At 70.9% G+C, this 16167-nt stretch carries 12 protein-coding genes and 1 tRNA gene; 2 read left to right on the forward strand and 11 right to left on the reverse strand.

The features are described from left to right. Window positions 1-29 precede the first annotated feature (29 nt). The 11 genes from prmC to AC3CHW_RS09315 form a co-directional block, all read right to left on the reverse strand. Window positions 30-911, reverse strand: a complete 882-nt coding sequence (prmC, locus tag AC3CHW_RS09265; RefSeq protein WP_277319909.1) for a peptide chain release factor N(5)-glutamine methyltransferase — start codon at window positions 909-911, stop codon at window positions 30-32. A gap of 8 nt (window positions 912-919) precedes the next feature. Then, on the reverse strand, window positions 920-1999 hold the full coding sequence (prfA, locus tag AC3CHW_RS09270) for a peptide chain release factor 1 (RefSeq protein WP_176164141.1): 1080 nt from the start codon (window positions 1997-1999) through the stop codon (window positions 920-922). 153 nt (window positions 2000-2152) lie between these two features. Further along, window positions 2153-2377 carry a 50S ribosomal protein L31 gene (gene rpmE, locus AC3CHW_RS09275; protein ID WP_176164140.1) on the reverse strand — a complete coding sequence of 75 codons (225 nt, stop codon included), beginning with the start codon at window positions 2375-2377 and terminating at the stop codon, window positions 2153-2155. Window positions 2378-2667: 290 nt separating this feature from the next. Further along, window positions 2668-3879, reverse strand: a complete 1212-nt coding sequence (locus AC3CHW_RS09280; RefSeq protein WP_488470124.1) for an LCP family protein — start codon at window positions 3877-3879, stop codon at window positions 2668-2670. Window positions 3880-4381: 502 nt separating this feature from the next. Beyond that, window positions 4382-6490, reverse strand: a complete 2109-nt coding sequence (gene rho, locus AC3CHW_RS09285) for a transcription termination factor Rho (protein ID WP_488470125.1) — start codon at window positions 6488-6490, stop codon at window positions 4382-4384. Window positions 6491-6897: 407 nt separating this feature from the next. Further along, complete coding sequence (gene thrB, locus AC3CHW_RS09290) at window positions 6898-7812, reverse strand: homoserine kinase (protein ID WP_176164137.1); 915 nt, start codon at window positions 7810-7812, stop codon at window positions 6898-6900. 378 nt (window positions 7813-8190) lie between these two features. After that, entirely contained in the window at window positions 8191-9294 is a 1104-nt protein-coding gene (gene thrC, locus AC3CHW_RS09295; RefSeq protein ID WP_398608893.1) for a threonine synthase, read from the reverse strand. 8 nt (window positions 9295-9302) lie between these two features. After that, window positions 9303-10595, reverse strand: coding sequence for a homoserine dehydrogenase (locus AC3CHW_RS09300; protein ID WP_176164135.1), 1293 nt, complete (start codon window positions 10593-10595; stop codon window positions 9303-9305). A 160-nt stretch (window positions 10596-10755) separates the two neighbouring features. Next, window positions 10756-12147, reverse strand: coding sequence for a diaminopimelate decarboxylase (gene lysA / locus AC3CHW_RS09305; protein WP_488470126.1), 1392 nt, complete (start codon window positions 12145-12147; stop codon window positions 10756-10758). Window positions 12148-12180: 33 nt separating this feature from the next. After that, the gene (nrtL, locus tag AC3CHW_RS09310) at window positions 12181-13350 is read right to left on the reverse strand and encodes an ArgS-related anticodon-binding protein NrtL (RefSeq protein WP_488470127.1); all 1170 of its coding nucleotides are present in this window, start codon (window positions 13348-13350) and stop codon (window positions 12181-12183) included. A 216-nt stretch (window positions 13351-13566) separates the two neighbouring features. Next, window positions 13567-14037 carry a response regulator gene (locus AC3CHW_RS09315; protein WP_387594384.1) on the reverse strand — a complete coding sequence of 157 codons (471 nt, stop codon included), beginning with the start codon at window positions 14035-14037 and terminating at the stop codon, window positions 13567-13569. 301 nt (window positions 14038-14338) lie between these two features. Here AC3CHW_RS09315 and AC3CHW_RS09320 point away from each other — a divergent pair. Both AC3CHW_RS09320 and AC3CHW_RS09325 read left to right on the forward strand, forming a co-directional pair. Beyond that, window positions 14339-14410 (forward strand) — tRNA-Arg (locus AC3CHW_RS09320). 464 nt (window positions 14411-14874) lie between these two features. Next, window positions 14875-15813 carry a DUF3800 domain-containing protein gene (locus AC3CHW_RS09325; RefSeq protein ID WP_488470128.1) on the forward strand — a complete coding sequence of 313 codons (939 nt, stop codon included), beginning with the start codon at window positions 14875-14877 and terminating at the stop codon, window positions 15811-15813. The last annotated feature ends 354 nt before the right edge of the window (window positions 15814-16167 follow it).

Consider the following 16167-nt stretch of genomic DNA (forward strand, 5'->3'; position numbering starts at 1 on the left):
GCGCGGGCACTCGCTCGCCATGACACCCGTCATGGCATGGCCCGGCGCGCCGTGGCGAATCGGGGACGGTTGTTCAGGTCGGGGTGGTCCGCGGCGTCCGCCCACCCCCGCTCCTCGGTGAAGATCCACGGCACCTGGCCGCCCTGGGTGTCGGCGTGCTCCACGACGACGACGCCGCCCGGGCGCAGCAGCCGGTGTGCGGTGCGCTCGATGCCGCGGATGGTGTCAAGGCCGTCCTCGCCGGAGAACAGCGCGAGCGAGGGGTCGTGGTCGCGGGCCTCGGGGGCGACGTACTCCCACTCGGTGAGCGGGACGTACGGCGGGTTGCTGATCACCAGGTCGACCTGGCCGTCGAGTTCGGGGAGCGCGGTGAGGGCGTCCCCGTGGTGCAGGACGACGCGGGAGCCCTCGACGTTCTTGCGGGCCCACTGGAGCGCGCCCTCGTCCAGCTCCACGGCGTGCACGCGGGAGCGCGGCACCTCCTGGGCGAGGGCGAGGGCGATGGCCCCGGAGCCCGTGCACAGGTCGACGATGAGCGGCTCGACGACGTCCATGGCACGGACCGCGTCTATGGCCCAGCCGACCACCGACTCGGTCTCCGGCCGGGGCACGAACACGCCGGGCCCCACGTGGAGTTCGAGGTAGCGGAAGAAGGCGCGCCCGGTGATGTGCTGGAGCGGCTCGCGCGCCTCGCGGCGGGCGACGGCCTCCCAGTACCGGGCGTCGAAGTCCGCGTCGGCGACGGCGTGCAGCTCGCCCCGCTTGACGCCGTGCACGAACGCGGCGAGTTCCTCCGCGTCGAAGCGCGGCGATGGCACACCCGCGTCGGCCAGTCGCTGGGTGGCCTGCGCCACCTCAGCGAGCAGCACGGACCGCGGATTCGGGGGGCGCCCCCCGGGTGACTGCTGCACGGGCCCTCCTACTGGGCGGCGGCCAGCTTGGCCGCGGAGTCGGCGTCGACACACGCCTGGATGACCGCGTCCAGTTCGCCGTCGAGCACCTGGTCCAAGTTGTACGCCTTGAAGCCGACACGGTGGTCGGAGATCCGGTTTTCCGGGAAGTTGTACGTGCGGATGCGCTCGGACCGGTCCACCGTACGGACCTGGCTGCGGCGCGCGTCGGACGCCTCGCGCTCGGCTTCCTCCTGCGCCGCGGCCAGAAGCCGTGAGCGCAGGATACGCAGTGCCTGCTCCTTGTTCTGGAGCTGGCTCTTCTCGTTCTGGCACGAGACCACGATGCCGGTGGGCAGGTGGGTGATGCGCACCGCGGAGTCGGTGGTGTTGACGGACTGGCCGCCGGGGCCGGACGAGCGGTACACGTCGATGCGCAGGTCGTTCGGCCCGATCTCGACCTCGACCTCCTCGGCCTCGGGGGTGACGAGCACGCCGGCGGCCGAGGTGTGGATGCGGCCCTGCGACTCGGTGGCGGGCACGCGCTGCACGCGGTGCACCCCGCCCTCGTACTTCAGTCGCGCCCACACGCCCTGGCCGGGCTCGGTGGCACCGCCGCCGCCCTTGGTCTTGACGGCCACCTGGACGTCCTTGTAGCCGCCGAGGTCGGACTCGTTGGCCTCGATGATCTCGGTCTTCCAGCCGACGCGCTCGGCGTAGCGCAGGTACATGCGCAGCAGGTCGCCGGCGAACAGCGCGGACTCCTCGCCGCCCTCGCCCGCCTTGACCTCCAGGATGACGTCCTTGTCGTCGCTCGGGTCGCGGGGCACGAGCAGCAGTCGCAGCTTCTCGGTGAGCCGCTCGCGGAGCTGCTCCTGCTCCTTGACCTCGTCGGCGAAGTCCGGGTCGTCGGCGGCCAGTTCGCGGGCGGCCTCGATGTCGTCGCCGGCGCGCTTCCAGTCGCGGTACGTGGCGATGATCGGGGTCAGCTCCGCGTACCGCTTGTTCAGCCGCATCGCTTCCCGCTGGTCGCCGTGGACCGCGGGGTCGGCGAGCCGCTTCTCGAGGTCGGCGTGTTCGCCGATCAGTTCCTCGACCGCCTCGAACATCGGGACTCGTTTCTCCGCAAGGGGTGCTGGGTGGGGGTGGGGCAGGCCGGGCGCCGGCGGGCGCGGGCTGGGTAGCGAGGTGGCCGCTACGACAGAACGCCGGTCCTCGGCCACCCCGGTCGGGGCGGCCGGGAACCGGCGCCGGTTGGGTCGCTACTTCTTGGCGGACCCGGCGTTCTTGCCGAAGCGGGCCTCGAAGCGGGCCACGCGGCCACCCGTGTCGAGGATCTTCTGCTTGCCCGTGTAGAACGGGTGGCACTCGGAGCAGATGTCAGCACGGATGCTGCCACCGGTCATGGTGCTGCGAGTGGTGAACGACGCGCCACAGGTGCAGCTCACCTGGGTCTCGACGTACTCGGGGTGGATGTCGCGCTTCAAGGGAATCTCCTAGTTTTCGGGAGGGCACCGGGTCGCTGGGCCCCTTCGACCCGATGGGCGGGTCGGAGGGAGGGCTGCCTGACGTGAACCGGAGCCGACGGACCAGTCTGCCAGCACTGGCCGTATCTCCCAAAACGAGACCGACCCGCCAGGTATTCCGCCCACCCCGCGCGGGCACGGACAAGCCCCCGCGAGCGGGTTGCGGAGGCGTACGGAGCGGGGCCGGGGAGGGCCCGTGGGGGCCGCGCGGGGTGGGCCGGCGGGGGTGGGCCGACCGCTGTCCCTCGTGCTCAGCCCTGGGCGATGGCCCTGGTCAGCGACGGGGTCGGCGTCGCGCTGGAGCGCGGCTCGGCGGAGCCGTCGCCCGGATCGGCGTCGCCCTTGTCGCCGCCGACGACCTTGCCCGCGTCCGGCGGGTCGCCGACCGAGCCCTTCGTCGCCGACTTGGGGATCGGCTTGTCGGCCAGCAGCGCCTGCCACACCTGGTTCGCCTGCTCGGTCAGCGGCACCACGCGGTTGATGTCGATCGTGTCGTAGACCACGGGCAGCGTCACCATCGTCATGTGCTTGGAGTCGATGCCCTTGAGGCCGCGGGAGAAGCCCAGCAGCTTGTCGACCGAGGCCAGCTCGGAGTCGGTGGTCAGCGCCTTGGTGGAGGTGTCGGCCAGGTCGTAGAGCTTCTTCGGGTTGCCGAAGACGTTGACGTCCTTGATCTGGTCGATCAGGGCCTTGACGAACGCCTGCTGGAGCGCGATCCGCCCCAGGTCCGTGCCGTCGCCGACGCCGTGCCGGGTGCGGACCAGGCCGAGCGACTGTTCGCCGTCCAGGGTGTGGTCGCCCGGCTCCAGGTCGAGGTGGCTCTTCTTGTCCTTGATGGGCTTGGTGGTGGTGATGTCCACGCCGCCGAGCCGGTCTATGAGGTCCTTGAAGCCGGAGAAGTCGACCTCGAGGTAGTGGTCCATGCGGATGCTGGTGATCGACTCGACCGTCTTGACGGCACACGCCGGGCCGCCGACCTCGTACGCGGTGTTGAACATCACCCGCTTCGCCGCCGGCGTCTCCTCGCCGTCCTTGGTGCACGAGGGCCGCTCGATGAGGGTGTCGCGCGGGATGCTGACGACGCTGGCCTTCTTCCGGCCCTCGTGGACGTGCACGATCATCGCGGTGTCGGAGCGGGCGCCGCCCTCGTCCTTGCCGTACTTGTCGTTCTTGCCGGCCCGCGAGTCCGAGCCGAGGACGAGGATGTCCATCGAGCCGTTGTCGACGTCCTCGGGGCGTTCGGTGCCCAGGGCGGCGTTGATGTCGACGCCCGTCAGGTTGCCGTTGAGCTTGTAGTAGAGGTATCCGAGCGTCCCACCGCCGAACAGCACGAGGGCCGCGGCGACCCACGCGGTGGCCACCAGGGCCCGGCGTCGCTTGCTCGGCGCCTTGCGGCGTCGACCGGTGGCCTTTCGGCCATGGCGGCGCCGACCCGCCGACACGCTGTTGCTCTCGTCCGCCATGGGCTCCTCAGTCCTCGGTGGTTCCGCTACCCCCTGCCCGCCATGCTTCTGGCGCGCCCCGTCGTGACTAGTCAGACGAGGGCTCGGGCGCCAGGGTTGCATAGCGTCGCCCTCGGGAATTTCGGCCGTCGTTCGGCTCCCGAGCCCGCTTCCACGCCGGCCAGGACCCCGTTCACCTGCTGTTTCGTGAGCCTCAGCGCGACGGTTGCCCGCCGGATGGCCGGGAATCGCTGTGCTCCACGTCTCAGCGGATCGGCGAATCGACCCGGTCACCGATGTTTGACGCCCGGTGACGTGGTGTGGCGATATCCCGTGCCCGACGGCGTACGCGGCGCCGCCGGCGTGCGCCCGGCACGCGGAAGGGCCCCTTCCGTACCGCGTGCGGTACGCAAGGGGCCCGAAGCCCGTGGGCGCCGCTCTCCGGTGCCGGCTGGCCGGCGGGAGGGCTGGGGCGCCCGGTCGCGCCGCGTGAGCGGCGCGCGGTGGACGACTGGGTGGAGCGTCAGTCGTTGCCGTTGCCCGGTGCGGGCGTGGTCTTGGCGATCTGCATGAGGAACTCGGCGTTGGACTTGGTCTGCTTCATCTTGTCCAACAGCAGCTCGATGGCCTGCTGCGAGTCCAGCGCGTGCAGCACCCGGCGCAGCTTCCAGACGATCGCCAGCTCCTCGCTGCCGAGCAGGATCTCCTCCTTACGCGTGGAGGACGCGTCCACGTCCACCGCCGGGAAGATCCGCTTGTCGGAGAGCTTGCGGTCGAGCTTGAGCTCCATGTTGCCGGTGCCCTTGAACTCCTCGAAGATCACCTCGTCCATGCGCGAGCCGGTGTCGACCAGCGCGGTGGCCAGGATGGTCAGCGAGCCGCCGTCCTCGATGTTCCGCGCGGCGCCGAAGAACTTCTTCGGCGGGTAGAGCGCGGTGGAGTCCACACCACCGGACAGGATGCGCCCGGAGGCCGGCGCCGCGAGGTTGTAGGCACGGCCCAGACGCGTGATGGAGTCGAGCAGCACCACGACGTCGTGCCCCAGCTCCACCAGCCGCTTCGCCCGCTCGATGGCCAGCTCGGCGACGGTGGTGTGGTCCTCGGCCGGGCGGTCGAAGGTCGAGGAGATGACCTCGCCCTTGACCGACCGCTGCATGTCGGTGACCTCTTCGGGCCGCTCGTCCACGAGGACGACCATGAGGTGGCACTCGGGGCTGTTGTGCGTGATCGCGTTGGCGATCGCCTGCATGATCATGGTCTTGCCGGTCTTCGGCGGGGCCACGATCAGGCCACGCTGGCCCTTGCCGATCGGCGTCACCAGGTCGATGATCCGCGTGGTCAGCGCGCCGGACTCGGTCTCGAGGCGCAGCCGGTCCTGCGGGTACAGCGGGGTGAGCTTGCCGAACTCGGGACGGCCGCGGCCGGTCTCGGGCGCCATGCCGTTGACCGAGTCGAGCCGCACCAGCGCGTTGAACTTCTCGCGCCGCTCGCCCTCGCGCGGCTGCCGCACGGCGCCGGTGACGTGGTCGCCCTTGCGCAGGCCGTTCTTACGGACCTGGGCCAGCGAGACGTACACGTCGTTCGGGCCCGGCAGGTAGCCGGAGGTACGGATGAACGCGTAGTTGTCGAGGATGTCCAGGATGCCCGCGACCGGGATCAGTACGTCGTCCTCGGCGACCTGCGGCTCGTTGCCGAAGTCCTCGCGACCGCGGCGCCCGCGCCGGTCGCGGTAGCGCCCGCGCCGACCGCGCCGGCCGCCCTCGAAGTCCTCGCCGTCGTCGTCAGCGCGCTGCTGGCTCTGGCCACGGCCCTCGCGCTGCTGGCGGCCACCCTGGCCGCCGTCGTCGTTCTTGCCGCGCCGGCCCTCGCGCTCGCCGCGCTCGCCACGGTCACCGCGTTCGCCACGGTCACCGCGCTCGCCGCGGTCGCGCTGGTTGCCGCGCTCCCGACGGTCGCCCTTCTGGCCGCGCTCGCCACGGTCGCCTCGCTCGCCCTTGGCGGGCTTGCCGTCGCCGCCGTCGGCGTGGCCCGCCTCGCCCTTGGCTTCGGAGCGGGTGTCCTGCTTGGCGTCGGACTTGCCCTGGGCCTGGCCGTCGGGCTGCGTGTCAGCGGCCTGCTCGGCGCCGTCCGGGCTGCCCGCCTGGGAGGTGGCGCGGCGCCGGCGGCGCTCGCTGACCGGGGCCTCGTCGCTGACCGGCTGGCCGGGGATGTCGATCTGCTGCTGAGCGGGGGCCTGCTCGGCCGCCTTCTCGGGCTGCTTGTCGGCTCCCTCGCCCGTACGGGCCTTGGAGGTCGTGCGGCGCTTCGGCTTGGCCGGCGCCTCGGCGGCGGGCGTGGTCTCGGTGCTCTTGGCGGCACCGGAACTGGCCTGCTTCTCCTTGATGACCTCGATCAACTGGCTCTTCCGCATCCGCGCGGTGCCCTTGATGCCGAGGCTGGAGGCGAGCTGCTGGAGCTCCGCCAGGACCATGGCGTCAAGGCCGGTACCGGAACGGCGCCGCCGGGGGGCACTAGCAGTGGCACCGGTGGCAGGCGCGGCGGGAGCGTCCGTGGCGGGCGCGGCGGCATTGCCGACGGAGTTGTCGGTGTTGCCGGAGGCGTTCACGCCCATCAGATCGGTGGTGTCGCTCACGAAGGGTCCTTCCCTGGAGCGGGCGTCGGCCTGTCTGGCTCGGCGACCGGTTGTGCTGTCCGGCTGTGGTCCGTACCACGTGGACTGGGCCGGGGCGGTGGTCCGCCAGGACGGCGGAAAGATCGGTGCTGGGTCCGGCGCACGGTAGAGACGTATCACTCAGATCCGCCACGCCGATTCCGGAGCGTGCTCAAAACTGCTCAGGCAGGCTGCTCAGGCAGTTGGGGAGGCTCCCGGAAGAAGGGTGGTCCCGAATGGGGACGGTGAGCACTGCGCCTTTGCAACAGTCCAAAAGGCTGCAGGTGCAGACTTGAGGTTAACACTACCGGCTCCAACAAACATTCCCCCTCTCCAAGTCCGGCAATCGCATTTCAGCCAGGCCCGGGGTGGCCCCCCGGCCCCGTGTGTCAGGCGAGCGGCAGGACGCTCGCACCCCCCGCGTCGAGGGCCAGCCGGTTGGCCGCCCACCCCTCGCCCGCCAGGCGTGCGACCTTGTCGGCCGCACCGCTCTCGGCCAGTGCGAGCACCGTGGGGCCCGCACCGGAGATGACCGCGGGGACGCCGTCGGCGCGCAACCGGTTGACCAGGGTCACGCTCTCCGGCATGGCCGGCGCGCGGTACTCCTGGTGCAGCCGGTCCTCGGTCGCGGTCAGCAGCAGCTCGGGGCGCCTGGTCAGCGCCTCGACCAGCAGCGCGGCGCGTCCCGCGTTGGCCGCGGCGTCCACGTGCGGGACGGTGCGCGGCAGCAGCCCGCGGGCGGTTTCCGTCGATACGGCGCGAGCGGGCACGAAGACCACCGGAACGATGGAATCCGCCGGCGTCATGCGGATGGCCCGCGCTACGCCGCCGTCCATCCACGACAGCGTGAAACCGCCGTACAGGCAGGCCGCGACGTTGTCCGGGTGGCCTTCGAGCTCGGTCGCGAGCTCAAGGAGGGCCTCGTCGCCGAGCCGCTCGGCGCCGCCTATCGTCACCGCGCGCGCGGCCACGATGCCCGCGCAGATCGCCGCGGCGGACGAGCCGAGCCCGCGGCCGTGCGGAATGCGGTTGGCGCACACCAGCTCCAGGCCCCGGGGCTGGCCGCCGAGCAGGTCGAACGCGGCCCGCAGGGAGCGTACGAGCAGGTGGTTCTCGTCGCGCGGCACGGTCTCCGCGCCCTCCCCCGCGATGTCGATGTGCAGCCCGGCGTCGGCGACCCGGACGACCACGTCGTCGTACAGACCCAGGGCCAGGCCGAGGGCGTCGAAGCCGGGGCCGAGATTGGCGCTGGTGGCAGGGGTGCGCACCCGGACGGCGGCGGCACGGAACGCTGGACCGGCCATCGCTCGATGACTCTCCTTGTGTGACTGCGGATGTGTGACGACAAGTGTGTGCGGGCTGCGGTGTGCGGGCTGCGGTTTATCGAAGAAGTACGGAACACCGCGAGGGCCGTTTCGGCAATGCCGCACCGAGCCGATTGCTCAGCGGCGGGTGCTCTGCGACGGGGCGGATTCAGTACAGCCTATCGAAGGAAGGTTCTGTGGCGACATAGGGCGCACGGGAGGCGCACGATGCGTGTCGTGAGCCGTCCCGTGCTCCGTTATCCCCGCTTATCACTGTCCAGCGGGATAAAACCAAGGGAATTAACGGGTATTCCGCAAGACCGTCGCCCAGCCCGCGGCCACCGCTTACCCAAGGTTACGCCAGGTTCCGGCCAGGCGTCAGGCCAGCCCGAGGCTGCCGGCCGCGGCGTCCGCGTCCACCGCCACGGTGACCGGCTGCGGCGCGCCCGCCACCGCCCAGTCCGGGTCCTTGAGGCCGTTGCCGGTGACCGTGCAGACGATGCGCTGCCCCGGATCGACCTTGCCCTGCTCGGCGGCCTTGAGCAGCCCGGCCACGCTGGCGGCCGACGCGGGCTCCACGAAGACGCCCTCCTGCGCGGCCAGCAGCCGGTAGGCGGCCAGGATTTGACGGTCGGTCACCTCGTCGATGAAGCCGCCCGACTGGTCGCGGGCCCGCTCGGCCTGCTCCCAGGAGGCCGGGTTCCCGATGCGGATCGCGGTGGCGATGGTGTGCGGGTCCTTGACCGGCTCACCCCGCACGATCGGCGCCGAGCCGGACGCCTGGAAGCCCCACATGCGCGGCGTACGGGAGGAGACGGCCGCGTGACCCTGCGGGGACGCGGCGGCGTACTCCTGGTAGCCCTTCCAGTACGCGGTGATGTTGCCCGCGTTGCCGACCGGCAGCACGTGGATGTCGGGGGCGTCCCCGAGCGCGTCGACCACCTCGAACGCGGCGGTCTTCTGGCCCTCGATACGCGCCGGATTGACCGAATTCACCAGTGCCACCGGGTACTTCTCGGACAGTTCGCGCGCCAGCGTGAGGCAGTCGTCGAAGTTGCCGTCCACCTGCAGGATGCGCGAGCCGTGCACCAGGGCCTGGCCCATCTTGCCGAGCGCGATCTTGCCCTGCGGCACCAGGACAGCGCACACCATCCCGGCGCGCACCGCGTACGCCGCGGCCGAGGCGGAGGTGTTGCCCGTGGAGGCGCAGATGACGGCCTTGGCGCCGGCCTCCTTGGCCTGGGTGATGGCCATCGTCATGCCGCGGTCCTTGAAGGACCCGGTCGGGTTCGCACCCTCGACCTTGAGATGAACCTCACACCCGGTGCGCTCGGAGAGCACCTGCGCGGGGACCAGCGGCGTGCCGCCCTCGCGCAGTGTCACCACCGGCGTGTGCTCGCCGACCGGGAGCCGGTCCCGGTACTCCTCGATGACCCCGCGCCACTGATGGGTGCCCTGCCGAGCGCTGATGTTTGCGGACATTGCTTTCGTTACTCCCCTTCAACCCGCATGATGCTCGCGACGCCGCGTACCGTGTCGAGCTGCCGAAGCGTCTCCACGGTGGCCGAAAGCGCCGCGTCCGGCGCCCGGTGCGTCACCACGACCAGTGACGCCTCACCGTCCTTGCCCTGCTGGCGGACGGTGTCGATGGAGACGCCGTGCTCGGCGAAGACCTGGGCGACCTGAGCGAGGACACCCGGCTTGTCGGCGACGTCGAGACTGATGTGGTAGCGCGTGACCACCTCGCCCATGGGGCTGACGGGAAGCCGCGTGTACGCGGACTCGCCGGGGCCCGTGGTGTCGGCCAGTCGGTTGCGACAGGCGGCGACCAGGTCGCCGAGGACCGCCGACGCGGTGGGCGCGCCGCCGGCCCCGGGCCCGTAGAACATCAACTGTCCCGCGGCCTCGGCCTCCACGAAGACCGCGTTGTACGCCTCGCGGACGGAGGCCAGCGGGTGGCTGAGCGGGATCATCGCCGGGTGCACCCGCGCGGTGACCGAGCGGCCGTCGCCGGCCCGCTCGCAGATCGCGAGCAGCTTCACGGTGCACCCCATCCGCTTCGCGGACGCGATGTCCGCGGCCGTCACCTCGGTGAGGCCCTCGCGGTGCACGTCATCCAGGCGTACCCGGGTGTGGAAGGCGATACCGGCCAGGATCGCGGCCTTGGCGGCGGCGTCGAATCCCTCGACGTCGGCCGTCGGGTCGGCCTCCGCGTAGCCGAGCGCGGTGGCCTCGTCGAGCGCCTCGGAATACCCGGCGCCGCTCGTGTCCATCTTGTCGAGGATGAAGTTGGTGGTGCCGTTGACGATGCCGAGCACCCGGTTCACGGTGTCCCCGGCCAGCGACTCGCGCAGCGGGCGGACCAGCGGGATGGCGCCGGCGACGGCCGCCTCGTAGTAGAGGTCGGCGCCCCGCTCCTCGGCCGCGGCGTGCAGCGCGGCTCCGTCCTCGGCGAGCAGCGCCTTGTTGGCCGACACGACGCTGGCGCCGTGCTCGAAGGCGGTGGTGATGAGGGTGCGGGCCGGCTCGATGCCGCCGATGACCTCGATGACCACATCGATGTCACCGCGTTTGACCAGCGCCGTCGCGTCGGTGGTGATCAGCTCGGCGGGCACGCCGGCGCGCACCCGGCCCGGGCGGCGCACCGCAATGCCGGCCAACTCCACCGGGGCCCCGATGCGCGCCGTGAGGTCGTCCGCGTGCGTCGTCATGATGCGCGCCACCTCTGAGCCGACCACACCGCAGCCCAGCAGCGCCACCTTCAACGGACGCGTACGCATCATCCGACCTCGTTTCCTCTGCTTTTACCGCACATACGTCGGCACCAGTCTCACTCACTGGACGGGAGTTCCCGTCACCCGTCCAGTATCCGAGATGTCTATTTCGTCTGTCGGCATACCGCGCTTCCGCGCACGGGGCTGACCCGCTGCCGCCCCTCAATTGTCACCCGACGTCGAGCCTCATCAGGTCCTCCTCGGTCTCCCGCCGCACGATGACCCGGGCCGCCCCGTCGTTCACGGCGACCACCGGGGGCCGCAGCGCGTGGTTGTAGTTGCTGGCCATCGAGCGGCAGTAGGCGCCGGTGGCGGGCACCGCGATCAGATCGCCGGGCGCGACGTCGGCGGGCAGGAACGCGTCACGTACGACGATGTCGCCGGACTCACAGTGCTTGCCGACCACCCGGACCAACATCGGCTCAGCGTCGGAAGCGCGCGAAACGAGCGAAACCGAGTACTCGGCGTCGTAGAGCGCCGTACGGATGTTGTCCGACATGCCGCCGTCGACGCTGACATACGTACGCAGGCCCTCCAGCACCTTGACCGTGCCGACCTCGTACAGCGTGAACGCCGTCGGCCCCACGATGGCCCGCCCCGGCTCGACCGAGATCCGCGGCACCGCGAGCCCCGCGGCCTGGCACTCGCGCGTGACGATGCTGGTCAGCGAGGCCGCGATCTCGTGCGGCTCGCGCGGGTCGTCGTCCGAGGTGTACGCGATGCCGAGGCCGCCGCCGAGGTCGATCTCGGGCAGCTCGACGCCGTGCTCGTCGCGGATGTCGGCGAGCAGTTGCACGACGCGGCGCGCGGAGACCTCGAAACCGGCCATGTCGAAGATCTGCGAGCCGATGTGCGAGTGGATGCCGATCAGCTCGAGGCCGTCCAGCTTGAGCGCCCGACGCACCGCCTCGGCCGCCTGGCCGCCGGCCAGCGCGATGCCGAACTTCTGGTCCTCGTGCGCGGTCGCGATGAACTCGTGGGTGTGCGCCTCGACGCCGACGGTGACCCGGATCTGCACGCGCTGGCGCTTGCCGAGCCGCTCGGCGATGTGCGCGACGCGCACGATCTCCTGGAACGAGTCCAGCACGATCCGCCCGACGCCCGCCTCGACGGCCCGCCGGATCTCCTCGGTGGACTTGTTGTTGCCGTGCAGCGCGATGCGCTCGGCGGGCATCCCCGCGGCCAGCGCCGTGGCCAGCTCGCCGGCGGAACACACGTCGAGGTTGAGCCCCTCCTCGTGCAGCCACCGCACGACGGCCCGGGAGAGGAACGCCTTGCCCGCGTAGAACACGTCGGCCTCGCCCCCGAACGCCTGGTGCCAGGCCCGGCAGCGGGCCCGGAAGTCGCTCTCGTCCAGGACGTACGCCGGCGTGCCGAACTCCTCGGCGAGCGCCCGCACATCGAGCCCACCCACGCTGACCGCGCCGGTGTCGGTACGGGTCACCGTGCGGGCCCACACCTTGGGGTCGAGGGCGTTGAGGTCGGCGGGCGGCGCGAAGTAGTGGCCCTCGGGCAGCACGTCGGCGTGCCGGGGCCCGGCGGGGTGAGCGGATCGACTCATGGTTCTCAGGTCTCCTACAGCGACTCAGTCGGCTCAGAGGTGGGCGGGAGCGGAGATGCCGAGCAGGTTCAGGCCGTTTGCCAGCACCGTTCCGGCGGCTTCGGCGGTGGCCAGCCGGGCGCGGTGCGCGGCCGAGGGTTTCTCCTCGCCGCGCGGCAGCGGGGCGCAGCCGTCGTGGAAGCGGAAGAAGGCGTCGGCGACGGCCGTCAGCTCCCGCGCCAACCGATCCGGAGCATGCCGCCGCGCGGCGGCCTCGACCACCCGCGGATAGTCGGCCAGCAGGGCGAGCAGGGCCCCACGGGCGCGGGCGGCCGGGTCGTCGACGGCATGGGTAGCGGCGTCGGCGTTGGCGTCGGCGGGACCGTCGGGGTCGAAGGGACCGTCGGGGTCGGGCTCGACGCCCAGGTCGCGGCCGTTGCGCAGCAGCGCGCGGACCCGCGCGTGGGCGTACCGCACGCGGAACAACGGGTTGCTCTCCCGCTGCGCCAGCACCTCGCTCGGATCGCAGTGCGGAGCGTCATGCGCGGCGGCGCTCAGCAATGCCCACCGCGCACCGTCCCGCCCCAGCGACTCCACGAGCTGGTCCAGCGTGCTCCCCGGCTCGCGCACGGAGAGGAGGACGGTCTCGGTGGAGGGCCCGGCGCCGCTGGCGGGGGTGGAAGTGGCGGCGAGGGAGGCGGCCCCTCCGCCGCTGGGCAGCACATCGACCTCGCCCCCACACGCGGTGACCAACCGCGCGATGACCTCGGCGAACAGCGCGCCCCGCGGCCCGTCCTGGTACCGCAGCCGCAGCCTCGTCCCGACGAGCCCGTCGCCCTGCCCGTACGCCGCTCCCTGCGCGAGCACCTCCCGTACGAGCCCGGCGTGCGCCCCGGCGGCCACGGTGATGTTCACGAAGCCGGGCCCGGCGACCTCGACCCGCTCGATCCCGGGCTGCTCGGCCAGCCGGCGCCGCAACACCTCCGCGACGTCCCGGGGCGCCAGCCCGGAGGCGGCGGCGAGCCGCAGGGCGACATGCGAGGCGAAGTCCCCACAACCGGGCCGGGGCGGCACCCGTACGATCCCCCGCCGCGCGCCACCGTCGGCTCCCCCGGCCTCGGCGACCAGCGCCGCGAGGGCGTTATCCGGCAGGGACAGCTCACCAGCCTGAACGGCGGAACGCACGACGTGCACCACGGTGCGAGAGAGCTGTGCGGGGGTCACGGGGCAAGCGTATGGGAGAAGGGGGGAGGCTTAGCGAACGGGTTTCCCGACGCGCCTTCGCCATCGGGGCCGGGGGCGGCCTGCTCGGCGAGCGGTACTACACAGGTGAGGCGGCAGGGGTTCAAGTGATCACGGACACGTTCAGCCGCGCTCCGCGCACGGCAGCCGCCGCACACCGTCACGGTCACGCAACCCGACGGCTGGGGCAGTAACGGTTCAACCACCGGGCCGAACGACGGGCTCAAGACCTTCAGACGGCCCAGATCCGGGGCCGCCGTCGTCGTCACCTTCCTCCCCCGCCTCATGACCGGCGGCCTGTCGCACGAGTTGTCGTACGAGCCGCACCAGCTCGGCGGGCTCGAAGGGTTTCGCGAGGAACGCATCAACACCGGCAGACTGCCCGCTGTCGACATCCGACTGCGTGCAAGCGCTGACGATGGCGAGGGGAAGGTGTCGAGTACGCACGTCATCCCGCAGTCGAGCAGCGGTGAGCAACCCGTTGAGACGGGGCATCACCACGTCGAGGGTGACCACGTCGGGCCTTACGCGATGCACGATCTCCAGGCACTCGACACCATCAGCCGCGGTCACGACCTCGAACCCCTCTAGCTCAAGGTTGACCCTGATTAGCTGCCGGATGACCTTGTTGTCGTCGACAACAAGGACCCGGCCGGACACGCCAGGCACAACTCGAAGCCTAGGCGTGCGACTCCGACTGCGTCCGGGTTTTGCCCACTTCCGCCACGTGCGGGGGACCTTTCAGCGAGGCTCCCCACGATCCGCGACGAATGCGCTACAAGCGCGGGCCCCTCGTTCCACTTCCCCCCGGCGCACCCTCCGCGGCCCTCCGGACCCTGCGCTCGGAGCGCCGGCTCGCTCCCCTCCCCCACCGTCCGTGGGGCCCTGCGGAGGGCGCACGAAAGGCGTTCATGGCCACCCCTCATGAGCTGGTAGTGTTCTCTCCGTCGCCACGCAAGACGGCGGACACGCCCCCGTAGCTCAGGGGATAGAGCAACGGCCTCCGGAGCCGTGTGCGCAGGTTCGAATCCTGCCGGGGGCACAGTGTGTAACTGTAGCTGTGCAAGTGTGACGAAGACCCCGTCGCCAGCGGAAACGCTGGCGACGGGGTCTTTGCGTTGATGGGTTGGCCGGCAGCGGGCTGCTCCGTCAGGCGGTGGTCTCGCCACGTCGGTGTCGCAGTCCCGTGAGGGAGCCACGCGCCGGGACGGAAGCCGGACGGGGTGGAAGCCGGAGGGGTAGAGGCATCCCCGACGGCCCTTCGCCGCCATGTGGTCCCGCTGACGTGTCGTGGAGACTCTGCCCCGTCGAGGCGCCGTCGCTCGGCAACCGGGCGGATACGGACGGGCACGAGCCGTGGTGTTGTCTGATCAACCAGCCTCGCTTACGCTACGCAACAGTACGAACACCTCGCTGCGACCGACCCTGTCGGCGTGGCACCTCCTATGGCCGTCGCCCGGGTTTTCGGGGTCGGCCATAGCTGTTTCTGTGCTTGGGGGCTCGTTCTTGTATCTGTGCTACGTCGATGAGTCGGGCACCGCTCAGGTTCTCAACCCTGAGGTGCCCGACTCGGTTCCCGTGATGGTCATCGGCGGGTTCACTGTCCCGGAGGAGCGCCTTACGGCGCTCGCCTCGAACTTCATCGAGTTGAAGAAGCGGTTCCGACCGGAGCTGCGCACTCGGCCCACCTTGCGGGACGTCGTGCACCACGAGGTCAAGGGCGAGACCCTCCGTAAGTCCTTCCGCCGCACCGGTCGCAAGCAGCGTCGTGCGGCGCACGGCTTCCTCGACCACCTGCTCAACCTGCTCGAGCAACACCGCTGCACGGTGTTGGCTCGCATCTGGGTGAAGCAGAATAGCGTCGTCTATGACGAAGAAGCCCTGTACGCGTCTTCAGTCGGCGTGCTGTGCACGAGCTTTGAGAACTACCTCGCTGAACGGGCGGCCAGCGGCATCGTCGTACTCGACAGCCGGAACCCGTCGGACAACGCAGGCAGTGTGCACGGCATCACCGCACGCAAGTTCAGCAAAGACGGTGATCAGCTACCGCACCTTCCCGAGTCCCCCGTCTTCGGACACAGCAACACCCACCTTGGCCTGCAGATCGCCGACCTTCTGGTGTCCGCGATCCTGGCGCCCGCGGCTGCCGCCACGTACGCCGCGGACCTGGTCGGCAACGTGCACTGTGATCCTCGATTCGCCGAGGTACGAGAGCGACACTGTCCGCGGCTCGGGAAGCTTCAGTACCGCTACCAGGACGGCCAGGGGAAGTGGACCGGCGGCATCGTGGTGTCGGACGCTCGGGGGCAGCAGTCGGCCCGCAGGCTGTTCGAGCCAGCCCCGCATGCGGTGGGGCAGTCGCTTCACGACATCCAACGGCACGCGTCGACCCGCGATCTGGCCACCGTGGCCTCGTTCCCGGAGTCGGCGGCGCCCGCCCCGTGACGGGGCGGATGGAATGAGTCCGCCGCAGCCCGCACGGTTCGCACGGGTTCGTCTCCGGCTGCGCAGGGCGAGAGACGGTTGGCGAGCAATCACGGCTGTGCGGTTTGTGGTGTCACTGCCGCTCTATACGATCAGAGGTGAAGCTTCTTGCTCATCCTCGGTCCGAGTCGTAGGGTCTCGTCCGAACAATTTCGATCACGACGGACTCCCACCGGGAAAGTCCCCCACCTCGAAATGGAGGGCCTCCGTGCCTTCGTTTTTCCCTTGCGCCTCGCGAGCGCGCACCGCTGGCCATCTGCCGCCAAGGTCCTCCACCGCGAGCCCGTCGCACGTGGCGCGGCCTCTCGCCGAACT

This window comes from Streptomyces sp. MGP-BFMKR1, from assembly GCF_057766585.1.

Bases quoted from the DNA above. Each gene is read 5' to 3' on its own strand.
- prfA (WP_176164141.1), bottom strand. From the start codon at position 1,999: ATGTTCGAGGCGGTCGAGGAACTGATCGGCGAACACGCCGACCTCGAG.
- AC3CHW_RS09280 (WP_488470124.1), bottom strand. From the start codon at position 3,879: ATGGCGGACGAGAGCAACAGCGTGTCGGCGGGTCGGCGCCGCCATGGC.
- thrB (WP_176164137.1), bottom strand. From the start codon at position 7,812: ATGGCCGGTCCAGCGTTCCGTGCCGCCGCCGTCCGGGTGCGCACCCCT.
- thrC (WP_398608893.1), bottom strand. From the start codon at position 9,294: ATGTCCGCAAACATCAGCGCTCGGCAGGGCACCCATCAGTGGCGCGGG.
- AC3CHW_RS09300 (WP_176164135.1), bottom strand. From the start codon at position 10,595: ATGATGCGTACGCGTCCGTTGAAGGTGGCGCTGCTGGGCTGCGGTGTG.
- lysA (WP_488470126.1), bottom strand. From the start codon at position 12,147: ATGAGTCGATCCGCTCACCCCGCCGGGCCCCGGCACGCCGACGTGCTG.